Annotated in this window: 11 protein-coding genes; 4 read left to right on the top strand and 7 right to left on the bottom strand. The window is 34.0% G+C overall.

Annotation, left to right across the window (positions count from 1 at the left end):
* The first annotated feature begins 441 nt into the window (after nucleotides 1-441).
* From ACZZZT_RS19235 to ACZZZT_RS19225, 3 genes are all read left to right on the top strand, one after another.
* Nucleotides 442-1,290, top strand: coding sequence for an NAD(P)H-hydrate dehydratase (locus tag ACZZZT_RS19235; RefSeq protein WP_463461587.1), 849 nt, complete (start codon nucleotides 442-444; stop codon nucleotides 1,288-1,290).
* A gap of 384 nt (nucleotides 1,291-1,674) precedes the next feature.
* Entirely contained in the window at nucleotides 1,675-2,454 is a 780-nt protein-coding gene (locus ACZZZT_RS19230; RefSeq protein WP_042564233.1) for a HipA family kinase, read from the top strand.
* Nucleotides 2,444-2,827 (top strand): DUF3037 domain-containing protein, encoded by a 384-nt coding sequence (locus ACZZZT_RS19225; protein ID WP_463461586.1) that lies wholly within the window; start codon nucleotides 2,444-2,446, stop codon nucleotides 2,825-2,827. The genes ACZZZT_RS19230 and ACZZZT_RS19225 overlap by 11 nt, the downstream gene beginning before the upstream one ends.
* Before the next feature lie 408 nt (nucleotides 2,828-3,235).
* Here ACZZZT_RS19225 and ACZZZT_RS19220 read toward each other — a convergent pair whose 3' ends face one another.
* The gene (locus tag ACZZZT_RS19220) at nucleotides 3,236-4,342 is read right to left on the bottom strand and encodes a pectate lyase family protein (RefSeq protein ID WP_463461585.1); all 1,107 of its coding nucleotides are present in this window, start codon (nucleotides 4,340-4,342) and stop codon (nucleotides 3,236-3,238) included.
* A gap of 290 nt (nucleotides 4,343-4,632) precedes the next feature.
* Between ACZZZT_RS19220 and ACZZZT_RS19215 the strand changes: the two genes are divergently transcribed.
* Nucleotides 4,633-5,145, top strand: coding sequence for a Crp/Fnr family transcriptional regulator (locus ACZZZT_RS19215; RefSeq protein WP_463461584.1), 513 nt, complete (start codon nucleotides 4,633-4,635; stop codon nucleotides 5,143-5,145).
* Between the two features lie 201 nt (nucleotides 5,146-5,346).
* Here the strand turns inward: ACZZZT_RS19215 and ACZZZT_RS19210 are convergent, their stop codons facing one another.
* The 6 genes from ACZZZT_RS19210 to ACZZZT_RS19185 all read right to left on the bottom strand — a co-directional run bounded on the left by ACZZZT_RS19210 (nucleotide 5,347) and on the right by ACZZZT_RS19185 (nucleotide 12,035).
* Nucleotides 5,347-5,853, bottom strand: a complete 507-nt coding sequence (locus tag ACZZZT_RS19210; RefSeq protein ID WP_463461583.1) for a GNAT family N-acetyltransferase — start codon at nucleotides 5,851-5,853, stop codon at nucleotides 5,347-5,349.
* 368 nt (nucleotides 5,854-6,221) lie between these two features.
* On the bottom strand, nucleotides 6,222-6,578 hold the full coding sequence (locus tag ACZZZT_RS19205) for a HutD family protein (RefSeq protein ID WP_463461582.1): 357 nt from the start codon (nucleotides 6,576-6,578) through the stop codon (nucleotides 6,222-6,224).
* An 86-nt stretch (nucleotides 6,579-6,664) separates the two neighbouring features.
* Nucleotides 6,665-6,898: a hypothetical protein gene (locus tag ACZZZT_RS19200; protein WP_463461581.1), complete on the bottom strand. Its 234-nt coding sequence runs from the start codon at nucleotides 6,896-6,898 to the stop codon at nucleotides 6,665-6,667.
* A 549-nt stretch (nucleotides 6,899-7,447) separates the two neighbouring features.
* Nucleotides 7,448-9,313: a YaaC family protein gene (locus tag ACZZZT_RS19195; RefSeq protein WP_463461580.1), complete on the bottom strand. Its 1,866-nt coding sequence runs from the start codon at nucleotides 9,311-9,313 to the stop codon at nucleotides 7,448-7,450.
* 150 nt (nucleotides 9,314-9,463) lie between these two features.
* Complete coding sequence (thrC, locus tag ACZZZT_RS19190) at nucleotides 9,464-10,753, bottom strand: threonine synthase (RefSeq protein WP_463461579.1); 1,290 nt, start codon at nucleotides 10,751-10,753, stop codon at nucleotides 9,464-9,466.
* 346 nt (nucleotides 10,754-11,099) lie between these two features.
* Nucleotides 11,100-12,035 carry a homoserine kinase gene (locus tag ACZZZT_RS19185; RefSeq protein WP_463461578.1) on the bottom strand — a complete coding sequence of 312 codons (936 nt, stop codon included), beginning with the start codon at nucleotides 12,033-12,035 and terminating at the stop codon, nucleotides 11,100-11,102.
* Between the last annotated feature and the right edge of the window lie 109 nt (nucleotides 12,036-12,144).

Here is a 12,144-nt window from a genome sequence, read left to right as displayed (position 1 = left end):
TATAAAATTGTGTCGCAAATTTATTCAAAAAATATCTAAAAATGATAGTCTAAATTATAAATTTCGCAATAATATGAAGCAATTCCAGCTTTCCGTTACAAGTCCTCATAAAAAAAGCAAAGTTTCTAATGTTCCAAAAAGAGCTTCCGTTGGTCGCTTTTTTAGAACAAGAAACTTTTGCTTTTTTACTCCGGGCTTTCCTCTACAATCTGGGCTAGGGATTTACGTTCAAAAGAAACATTCACTTATTCGAATTTTATGTAACTTTAAGTCATAAAATTTTCTTCTTATTAAAATTAAGGCAGAATGTACAGGCGTCACCAAATTTAAAAATCCGTTTTTATCCGCGTTTTTACGAAGTAAATCCGTTTTATCCGCGTTACAATTAACCACAATCCATAAGTAATTAAAAATAAAATATTAAAATAGATAATAAGCCAAATGAAAGATCCATTTTTAATTACAAAAGAAGAAATTCTACAATTATATAAGCCAGTAAATCCTAACACACATAAAGGACTTCAGGGACACGCCGTAATTATTGCCGGAAGCTACGGTAAAATCGGAGCAGCCGTTCTCGCATCAAAATCCTGCTTGAAAACAGGATGCGGACTCGTAACCACTTTTACACCAAAATGCGGTTATCAGATCCTTCAAATTTCCATTCCCGAAGTCATGGTTGTCACCGACGAAAATACCAATTTCATTACACATATTCATCTTCCATTAATTCCGCAAGCTGTCGGAATAGGTCCCGGAATAGGGAAGGAGTTAGGAACACAAAAAGCACTATTCGAATTTTTAAGAATCAACAAAGCGCCTTTAGTTCTTGATGCCGATGCCTTAAATATTTTATCAGAAAACCAATCCTGGCTCGAATTAGTTCCCGAAAATACTATTTTGACACCACATCCAAAAGAACTCGAACGGTTAATAGGCAAATGGAATTCAGAATCTGAAAAGTTTCAAAAAACAATTGCATTTTCAGAAAAATACAAAGCAATCATTGTCATGAAAGGCGCGCCAACCTACATCATCAATCAAAGTAAAATTTACGAAAACACCACCGGAAACGCGGCACTCGCAACAGCAGGAAGCGGCGACGTCCTAACCGGAATCCTGACTAGTTTATTGGCACAAGGCTACGAACCAAAGTATGCCGCAAAACTTGGCGTTTTTCTCCACGGTTTAACTGCAGATATTGCGTTGCCAAAAACAGGATATCAATCGTTTACAGCCTCAGATATTATTAAGAACTTAGGAAAAGCTTTTTTAGAATTAGATAATTAGAAAATTAGATAATGTGACAATTAGAAAATTAGATAATGAAATCTTATCTATCAACTTTTGTCTATAAACTAAAGTTTACATTAAAGTATAGTCAATAAAATTCGGCATAGTTGTGTCATCTCGATGGAGGAGAGATCACACACGGAACTCTACAAAGATTGTCGATTCAGTTTGCGGAGCTTCTAGTGTGATCTCTCCTCCGTCGAGATGACAAAAAAGGCAGCAAATTGTTAAACATCAAGCTTTGCGACCTTCCAAAAGCTAGCAAACTTAGGAATTTAACCTTAGCGAACTCTGCGAAAAAACTTTGTGATCTCTGCGGTTAAATCCCCCAATAATCTAAAATCTAAATTCGTAAGTTTGTATTCTCAGTAAATACTGCTTATGAAAAACTTCGATCTCAGATCCGTAAACGTTACCCGTTATATAACGCCATTACGCGAAGGCGGTTCCTTACCCGCTTTGGCAGAAGCCGACGATGATTTTAAATACGTCTTAAAATTTAAAGGAGCCGGACATGGCGTAAAAGCTTTAATAGCCGAATTAGTGGGCGGACAAATTGCAAAAGCCTTAAAACTACAGCTTCCTGAATTAGTTTTTGCCAATCTCGACGAAGCCTTTGGAAGAACAGAAGCCGACGAAGAAATTCAGGATTTACTGCAAGGAAGTCAGGGATTAAATCTGGCACTTCACTTTTTATCCGGTGCAATAACTTTTGATCCTGTTGTAACAACTGTTGATGATAAATTGGCATCGCAAATTGTTTGGCTGGATTCATATATAACCAATGTTGACAGAACTTTCAAAAATACCAATATGCTGATTTGGCATAAAGAATTATGGCTAATTGATCACGGAGCATGCTTGTATTTTCATCATTCCTGGAACAATTGGGAACAGCATGCCAAAAGTCCGTTTGCATTGATAAAAGATCACGTTTTATTGCCACAAGCCTCACTTTTAAAAGAAGTAGATGCCGAATTTAAAGCACTTTTAACTAATGAAATTCTGGAAGAAATTGTAAACACAATTCCTCTGGAATGGCTGCAATGGGAAGATACCGACGAAACTCCGGAAACCTTGCGAAATGTATATCTACAATTTTTGCAAACCCGATTAAATAATTCCGAAATCTTTGTAAATCAAGCCCAAAATGCAAGATAGTCACTTATATGAGTACGCCGTAATTCGTGTAGTACCAAGAGTAGAACGCGAAGAATTCCTGAATATCGGAATCATTTTGTTTTGCAAAAAAGCCAAATTTATAAAAGTATTGTCTCACATCGACGACGACAAAATTCAAACACTTTCAAACGACTTTGATATTGAGCAATTGCATTGCAACGTTACCGCATTAAAGAAAATCGCAGCCGGAGATAAAGATGGCGGACCAATTGGCGAAATGGATATTCCGTCGCGTTTTCGTTGGTTAACCGCGATTCGTAGTTCGGCAATTCAAACATCAAGACCACATTCTGGTTTGTGCGAAGATTTAGAAAAAACAATTCAGAGATTATTTGAAGAATTAGTTCTTTAAAGGAGGCTCAAAGCAACAAAGGTCCAAAGGGACAAAGGTTTTCTGTAGAGACGCACAGCAGTGCGTCTAACATAAAGTTTACACGCAATCAATTAAAAAACTTTGCTCCCGAAGCCTCGCGACTGCTACTTTGCGCGATTCAAAAAACAAAGGTTAGCGAACTTCGCGGAGATAATGAAACCAGATAAAAAATACCCAGATTTATAATAAAATTCCAATCAATTTAAATCTGCTCAATCTGCAAAATCTGCGTGAAACAAAAAAAATCTGTACAAAATAAAAAAGTCAAACCCTATAAGAATTTACACTTATAGGGTTTGACAAAACTAAACTAACTAACTCACATTCTCTAAAACCATAGTTTCAAGTGATGAATTTGAAACTATGAAATTTAAAAATGAAAATTTATTAAAACGATCCGCAAACATTTCCGCCTAAAGTTGGTCCTGCATTTGCAGAAACATCAGCTTTAACAGCAGTTTTATCAAGTTTTACAATTGTGTATGGAGGTGTAAAAGCGGTTTTGCTTCCTGCTTGATTTCCAGATGTATTAGTGAAAACGTTATCAACTGCTGTAACAGCTGTATACCCCGTCATTAAATCGATAGGAGTTTTTACACCCTCAAAAACGTTTGATTCTACACGAATATCAGCTTCAAAACCTGCAGCGATACATTTATTGCTCACAGTACTGTTAAAGAAACTATTTACGATATGCACTTTTCCAAAACGAACTCTTGGCATTCTTTCTTTACATCCCGGAGCCCACCAGCAACGAGCGAAAGTAATTCTTAGTTTTCCACGATCTCCCGTAGCACCGTCGCTTGAACCAATTAAGTTAGAATATCTGTGATCATCTGATCCTCCTGAACCTCCTGCTTTTGGTGGTTTTAGGTAGTGGAATTTAGAATAAGTAACTGAAATATAATCTGATTTGTTTTTGATGTCAAAGTTTCCGTCTACACCGTCTCTGAATTCGCAGTGGTCAACCCATACATTTGTACATTCGTCAAGAATTGCATTATCCCAACCATCAGTATCATAAGCACCAGGACCTTCAAAAATAAGGTTTCTGATAATGATGTTTTTACATCTTTTGATGTTAATGATTCCAGAAGCATCTTTGGTTTGATTAGTCGAAACCAGTTTTGCACCGCTTGCACCATAAATAGTTTTACCGGTTTGATCCTGAAAAGACAATCTGGTTGTAACAGTAATAGTTCCGCTCACTTTAATAACCTTTACAGAGCTGCTTTCAATTGCAGATTTCAATTGAGCATAAGTAGTAACAACTGTTTCAGCAGCACTTCCACCACCGGTTGTACCACCATTTTGAGAAGCCCATCCCGGAACCTGTGCACAATTTCCAATTTTTGCTGTCAAATTACCCGAAGCAGGTGTAGTTTCTACAACAGCGCTTGCATCTGTTGATGATGCAATTTCTTCGGTATTACAACTTGTAAAACCTAAAGTAAGTGCCAATACCAAGACTGACAAATTTAATTTTAATTTCATAATAATTTAAGTTTGGGGTTTTTTGTTAAAATATTTAACAGTACAAATCTGCTTATAATAATTGTTAAAAAAGTTGAACAAGTTCAATATTTTGTATTTTTTTCGGATAAAATATTTTTTTAACAATTGTTAAGAGACAAAAATATCAAAAGAAGTATTTTTACGTAATCGATTACATCATTTTTAATTCATTCAAATACTTACGCCCCCAAGTAAGAATAAAAGTAAAAACACATGTACAAAGCCCTCAGATTAAACATTGAACGTAAAATTAACTTAACCGAAGAAGAATGGAAATGCATTACAGAAAAAACAGAATTTATAAAACTGAAAAAAATGAATTCCTGCAAATTCAGGACTCAAACAGTTCTTATGAAGGATTTATTTTAAAAGGTGCTTTTAAAACCTACATTATAAACGACAGCGGAGGAGAAAGCGTCATTTTCTTCTCTTTTGAAAACGAATGGATGTGCGATCTCGAAAGTTTCTATCATCAAAAGCCTACAACCTACAATATCAAGGCCATAGAAGATAGCGAGATTTTGGTAATTAGTAAAGCCAACAAAGCACTTTTGTTTGAACAAGTACCAAAGCTGGTACAGTTTCATATTATTATGGTAGAAAAAGCCAACATCAACATTCAGCAAAGACTTTTAGATGTTTTAAACAAAACCTCAAAACAACGGTATTTGGAGTTTGTAGAAAGATATTCGCATAAGATTGATAAAATCAACAACAAAAATTTATCATCTTATTTAGGTGTTTCACACGAATTTCTGTCAAAGATTAAAAAAAGCTGCTGAAGAAAGTTACTATCCCGAAGCTTCGGGACTGAGATGCTAAGGTTCTAAGTTTTTCTGTAGAGGCGCACAGTAGTGCGTCTAAAATCTCGCAAAGTCGCGAAGACGCAAAGAAATTAAACTTGGCGCCTCTGCGATTTTGCGAGCATATTGCACACCAGCTTAAAAAAAAACTTAGTGCCTTTGTGTCTTCGTGGCAAAAAATTAAATGCCCTTCTCTAAATATATAAACTCCAAAGGCTTATCAGAAACATTAATATGTATATCACTGGAAGGAAAAGGTTCTCTTTCTCCGGTTTCAACATAACCGTGGCGTTTGTACCACGCAATAAGCTCTGAACGAACCGAAACTACCGTCATAATAATACTCGACAATCCCAGAGTTTTAGCATGCTTTTCACCTTCAGCCAATAGCTTTTTCCCGATACCGCTATTTTGTAATTCTGGTGAAACGGTTAACATTCCCAAATACAATTGCTGTTCTTTCTCGACCAATAAAACCGACCCAATAATTTGATCGTTTTCGGTATATTTCAGGAATGTATTTTTAGGATCAGCAATGATTTCTGTTAATTCTTCTTCCGTTGTTCTTTTTCCTTCTAATAAATGAGCTTCTGTTGTCCAGCCTTTTTTAGAAGTTTCGCCTCTGTATGCGGAGTTGATTAAGGTTGTTAATGATGGAATATCTTGTAATTTTACTTTTGCGATCATGGAATGTTTATGCTGTAATTATAATTTTTTTAATATTTTGAATTGCCTCCTGCTTTAGCTGGAGGAACAAAATTACAATATTGAAAAATGGCTTTAGCCAAAATTATTGAGTTTTTTGCTAAAGTCAATTTGATATTTTGATTGCATTAAAGATTTTTTCTGCGACTGATATAACTACAGTGATTCCAATATTCCATAAAGGCAATCATTAGAAAAATGGAGCATTATATTTTCCTTTTTTTATTTTCAATGACTAATAAATCATAAGGTTCCAGATAATATGGCTTTTCATTAATTTTAATAACCGTTGTATGTAAAGAAAATAAAAGTACTATTTGAGCATTACAATTCTGATTACTCTGTGTTATTTACAGTTTGTGATGGCCTATTTTTTCAGAAACCATCCAATTAAAATCGATACCTTTTGTATAAGAAGTCACTTTATCGTCCGAATTAAATTCCATGATTTCATATTTCGTATATACTTTTTTCTCTTTGTTTACCTCAATATCTAAGCTGTTATCAAGCATAACCAAATATCGATGGTAACCCTTAAATTTGGTAAACTCCGAAGGCACTTTCTCTATTGTAGCACTGCTTATTCTGAATACAAAATCTCTATCGGTATAATTTGCCGTTTCCGGATATATCATATATTCATATGTCAATCCACCACTCCAAATAGCAGATGTACAATCTTTTTTAGGAAAAAGGCGTATGTTCATTTTTTATTATTTTAAAATGAATGTTGGGATTTGGGAGGTTTTCTCTCTTTGTGTTCATGAGCGGGATGCTTGCGCAATCGAGGAAATTATTTGTTTTTTTGAGATTCAAGCCATATCAATTGATTTTTAATTCTTTCAATAATATCTAAATCATTATCATTGTGAATATCTCGTATAGTATAACTTGCATTTCTTGGTTCGCTTGTTTCGTTAAATTCATTAATATTGAGATTAAAAAGCGCCTGACCAAATCTTTGACTTGGATTTTTTTCTAAATACGATTCTAACAAATCAAGTATAATTTTATGTTCCTTTTTCATTTGAATTATTTTGGCTTAAATTATCTAAAAATTGTAATGGATAGGTAGTAAAATCTTAGCTGCCGATATATCTAAATTCTAGTTTTGGCATTCTTGTAATTAGACATTTAGGCCAAATATGTTCCTCAGTAAGTTTGGTTTTTATATCACAATATGCGCATTTTTTCATTGAAAAAAAGTTGATTAAATAGTAATATGTAGTCACATCAAATTGCTAGCGCGAGCGTCCCGCTCGTGCCCGTTCCAATTATTGGTTTTTGAATTTCTTTGTGTTCACGAGCGGGACGCTCGCGCTAGCAGGGTACAAAACCAATTTTAAATTCAGCCAAATGCCCAAATCTCGTGTAACGGCTGTTATACGCTGGCAAATAGTACTTTGTTAATCTCTTTATCATTGTAAAATTTCCCGCTACTATATTCCGTTTCAATTGCGTATAATTTTCTTTGTGACTAATTGGAACGGGTACGAAGTCGGGAGACTTCGCACAGCGATCATAACACTTTGCAGAGCGGGGAAAATTTGCTAACATAAGATTTTAAAAATATAAATTAACCCCAATAGGATTGACTAGCTAGTATAATTCTTCTTTCGTAGAATTTATCCAAAAATAAGTTTGGAATTACCCGTTCTGCAGCATCTGTGAGAATGGTAAAAAGAGAGCGATACTGATCATACTGTCCGTCGCAAACTTCTCGCCATAGATTAGGTCGATATCTAGTCCATATACTTAATATGTAAAATAACTTAAAATATAATAAAAGCATATCATCAATTCCTAGCAATTGTTTTATTTGGCAATCATTTGCTATAGGTGAACTATATTTTGGATTAAAATTAATTAACTCACTTGGTATATTTTCGCAAATAAATTGTTCATTAGGAGAAGAATTTGTTTTTTTATATTCAAAAATAAATTCTTTAGGTAAATTTAATATATTATTTATTTGTTCAGATTTTAAAAAGTCAGTATTTTGGTTTTCATCAATCGATATTGAATATTTGCCTTTATTTTCATTATATTGATTTATTGCAAAATAATTTAAATAGTTTGGTTGCTCTTGGAAGATTTCTACATAGATATTTTTGAGCTCAGGTATTCTTGAAAGTAAATCTTTTAGTGAAATTAGTTTATGAATTTCTATTTCGGGTATGTCTTTAAATTTTTTATAATTTTGAGGCATTACAATATTTTCAAAATTATAACCAAAACTTTTTAAAAGTTCTTTGTAAAAACCATTATTACAACAATAAATAAATTCATCATTTGCTAAGTCAAAGGTTGGTGAATTGTAAATTGATTTTAAGCCATGACCACCATTTTTAGAAAAATTTTCAATACTTTCTAATGTTAAATCATTTGCCACATTCCCTATCATTAAAGCACTTAACAAGTTGTATGTACCGTAGTAAAGAGAAGTTAAACTAGGGGTTAAATTTTTTGAATTGGATTGACTAAATAAATCTCTCGAACTTCGAATACAAAATGCAACTCCTTTTGCTTTTTCAATAATTAATTTTTCAGATAAATTAATATTTTGATTTGAGCTTTTGATTTCTAATTGTTTTTTAACACCATTTAAAGTTGTTAAAATGTCAATTCTGTCCCAAATAGCTATTTTAGGAGTTTCAGTAAATATTCTTTCATATTTCATATAAGCTAAATTAAGAATTTGGATTTGAATGAAACATTTTTTTAATTCATTAAATTTTCTTAAATGTAAATAATTGTAAACTCTCCAGCAAGAACAATTAAATGCATTATGTTTGTGGCGTAATTCTTTTTCGATATTTGAAAAACCATTTTTTTGTATAACCTGATCGATTTCTCCAGTTAGAATTTGTGTAAGAAGTTTTTTTTCATTTTTATAATTGACAAACAGATTGGGGTTGTCTAAGATGAATCGATTTAGATGTGGTCTAAGTGGCATTTTTCCATCAAGACCTTTAAAAATAAACATTGAGCCCACATCAGATGCCTTGTTTCCTTTTTTATATTTGTTGTCAAATTCATTTAAATCACTATAATACCAGTCTTTTTCTGTTTGATGTTCCTTCCAATGAACAGGATTCATTTTTGTTATTCTTATAGTCTTAATTTCCTCAGATTTTAATAGTTCAAGATTAAATGAAAACAAAAAAGGACCATATTTATTTCGTCTATTAAATTCTGTATGGATATCCATTACATCTAAGAAAATATCATCATAAATATTGAATTTTTTATCTTTTGAATCAGAGTACTGAGGAGTTTGAAAAAGTTTATTGTCGTCTACATATTTTCTTGATAAAAGTTTTTTTTCATTTAGAAAAGTTATAGAAGTAGAAATTGTATTAGCATGATATAAATTAGATATCCCTTTCTTTGATAGTATATCATACAATTCGAATTTATTTACGTCAAATTCTGATGCCATTTTTTATTTGAATATTATAATGTTTTTTTGAAGTGAAATACCAATCAAACATAATCATTTCTCTTACAAAAAGCTATTTTAAAATAATAAAAAGCCACAAATTACATAAAAAAGCAATTCGTGGCTTTAAAATTTTATAAAGAAAAATTATTACCCCAAAAACGCCTTCAATTCCTCATAAGTCTTAATCTTCACACTAACTTTCTCCTCATTCATAACACTTTCAATTTGTTCCGGAATCGGAAGCGTAATTCCTAAAGCAGGTTCAACCACATCAAGAAATTTAATTGGATGAGCCGTTTCTAAGAAAACACCAATCGCATTATCGTGTTTTTGTAATTCTTTTTTCAAACCTAAATAACCAACAGCACCGTGCGGTTCTGCGATGTAACCGTCAGCTTTGTAGATGTTTTTTAAAGCTTCCAGCGTTTCTTCATCAGTATAACTGTAAGATGAGAAATCTTTTTCGAAAGCCTTTAAATCGTTGTTATACAATTCCTGAATTCTAATAAAGTTACTTGGGTTTCCAACGTCCATTGCGTTAGAAATTGTCGCTTTAGAAGGTTTTGGATCGTATTTTCCGTTTTCTAAGAATCTTGGTACTGTATCGTTTACGTTTGTAGAAGCAACGAAATGTTCAATTGGCAAACCTAATTTCTTCGCCATAATTCCGGCACAGATATTTCCAAAGTTTCCACTTGGACAAGAGAAAACCAAAGGTTTGTTTTGGCTTTTCAACGCTTTGTAAGCAAAGAAGAAATAAAACATTTGAGGTAACCAACGCGCAATATTAATAGAATTCGCCGAAGTCAGGTTTTTATGCGCCAGACTTTCATCCAAAAACGCTTTTTTCACCATATCCTGGCAATCATCAAAAACACCGTCAACCTCAAGTGCTTTAATGTTTTTTCCTAAAGTCGTCAATTGTTTTTCCTGAATGTCGCTCACTTTTCCTGAAGGATATAAAATGACAACATCAACGCCGTCAACGCCAAGGAATCCGCTGGCAACCGCACCGCCCGTATCTCCTGAAGTGGCAACTAAAACGGTATTTTTACTGTCTTTTTTATCTTTATTAAAATACGCCAGACAACGTGACATAAATCGCGCTCCAACATCTTTAAAAGCCATTGTTGGCCCGTGAAATAATTCTAAGGAATAAATGCCGTTTTCAACTTCCACAACCGGAAAATCAAATGATAAAGTCTCAGCAATAATCTCTCTTAAATGATCCTCCGGAATATCATCGCCTACAAATTGCTGAATCACATCATAAGCAATATTATGATGCGTTAGATTTTCGATTACATTAAAAAATGCCGGATTTAAAGGGGTAATATTTTGCGGAAAATACAATCCTTTATCGCTAGCTAATCCTTGTATTACAGCTTCTTTAAAAGAAACTTCCGGGGCATTATGGTTTAAACTATAGTATTTCATGGTTTAATTTTAGATTTTAGACTTTAGATTTTAGAAAAAAGAGGATAGAGTATAGAAAATAGACTTTTCTTTAAATCGAATTCCAATTTTTTATCCCGAAGCTTCGGGACCAAATTCCAATAATTATTATTCGGTTTTTTTGTCATTTCGAGGAACGAGAAATCACATCCAGAGAGCAACGTACTGTGTGGTTACGTTATGTGATTTCTCCTCCGTCGAAATGACAAACTGTGTGTGTCATCTTTGTGTGCTATACTTTGCGGGACTTCTCCTGAAGTCTCGGGACGCTCAGTCTGACAAACGTGACACACAATTTTTAATTTTTAATTATAAATTTTTAATTCTTTTAAAGAACACGAACTCCATCCGGATTAATCTTCGAAACGTGAATTTCATACGGCAAATTCATTTTTTCGTAAACATCGCTCATGGCTTTGGCGATTTGGTCGGCGGTATTTTTTCCTCTGCTTAAAGCAAAAATCGACGGACCAGAACCTGAAATTCCGGAACCTAAAGCGCCGTTTTCAAGAGCTGTTTGTTTGATTAAATCAAAACCCGGAATCAAAACGCTTCTTAAAGGTTCAACTATTTCGTCATGAAGCGAACGCCCAATCAAATCGTAATCTTTGGTGTATAAACCGGCAATTAATCCGCCCACATTTCCCCATTGCATAATCGCGCTTTTTAAGGAAACCGTTTGTTTCAATACCGAACGTGCATCTGATGTTTTTAACTCAATTTGAGGATGAACCACCGTGGCAAACAATTCTTCCGGACTGTCAATTCTGATAATATCAAGCGGAGCATAACTTCTTACCAAAGTAAATCCACCTAAAAGGGCAGGGGCAACGTTGTCGGCATGTGCGTTTCCACTGGCTAGTTTCTCGCCCTGCATTGCAAATTGCACCAAATCTTTACGAGAATACGGTTTTCCTAATAATTCATTGATTCCGAAAACTGCTCCGGCAGAACTTGCGGCGCTGCTTCCAATTCCGCTTCCTGCTTTTATGTTTTTATAGATCTCAATTTCAAATCCAAAATCTATCGGATTAAAATGGCTTTCATAGGCTTCTAACATGGCCAAAGCCGCAACTCCGGAAACATTTTTCTCCGTTTCCATAGGCAAATCGGCACCGACAATTTTAGTAATACGAACGCCTTTTTGATCTGTTTTTCGAACAATCATTTCATCGCCCGCATTGTCTAAGCAAAGTCCAAGTACGTCAAATCCGCACGAAAGATTCGCGATTGTTGCCGGGCAAAATAGTTTAATTTGTGTCATTTTTTATAGGTTCAAAGTGGCAAAGGTTCAAAGGAACAAAGGCTTTGCCTATAGATATTTTTATATTTAGGTTAAAAGGCTCAGAGAGGCAAATAGACAAAGTGAAAAC

This window comes from Flavobacterium sp. AC274 (assembly GCF_979258275.1).
Note: the sequence above shows the minus strand (reverse complement) of the source record. Positions and strands in the feature narration are given on the sequence as shown.

Bases quoted from the DNA above. Each gene is read 5' to 3' on its own strand.
- ACZZZT_RS19235 (WP_463461587.1), top strand. From the start codon at position 442: ATGAAAGATCCATTTTTAATTACAAAAGAAGAAATTCTACAATTATAT.
- ACZZZT_RS19230 (WP_042564233.1), top strand. From the start codon at position 1,675: ATGAAAAACTTCGATCTCAGATCCGTAAACGTTACCCGTTATATAACG.
- ACZZZT_RS19225 (WP_463461586.1), top strand. From the start codon at position 2,444: ATGCAAGATAGTCACTTATATGAGTACGCCGTAATTCGTGTAGTACCA.
- ACZZZT_RS19220 (WP_463461585.1), bottom strand. From the start codon at position 4,342: ATGAAATTAAAATTAAATTTGTCAGTCTTGGTATTGGCACTTACTTTA.
- ACZZZT_RS19215 (WP_463461584.1), top strand. From the start codon at position 4,633: ATGGAAATGCATTACAGAAAAAACAGAATTTATAAAACTGAAAAAAAT.
- ACZZZT_RS19210 (WP_463461583.1), bottom strand. From the start codon at position 5,853: ATGATCGCAAAAGTAAAATTACAAGATATTCCATCATTAACAACCTTA.
- ACZZZT_RS19205 (WP_463461582.1), bottom strand. From the start codon at position 6,578: ATGAACATACGCCTTTTTCCTAAAAAAGATTGTACATCTGCTATTTGG.
- ACZZZT_RS19200 (WP_463461581.1), bottom strand. From the start codon at position 6,898: ATGAAAAAGGAACATAAAATTATACTTGATTTGTTAGAATCGTATTTA.
- ACZZZT_RS19195 (WP_463461580.1), bottom strand. From the start codon at position 9,313: ATGGCATCAGAATTTGACGTAAATAAATTCGAATTGTATGATATACTA.
- thrC (WP_463461579.1), bottom strand. From the start codon at position 10,753: ATGAAATACTATAGTTTAAACCATAATGCCCCGGAAGTTTCTTTTAAA.
- ACZZZT_RS19185 (WP_463461578.1), bottom strand. From the start codon at position 12,035: ATGACACAAATTAAACTATTTTGCCCGGCAACAATCGCGAATCTTTCG.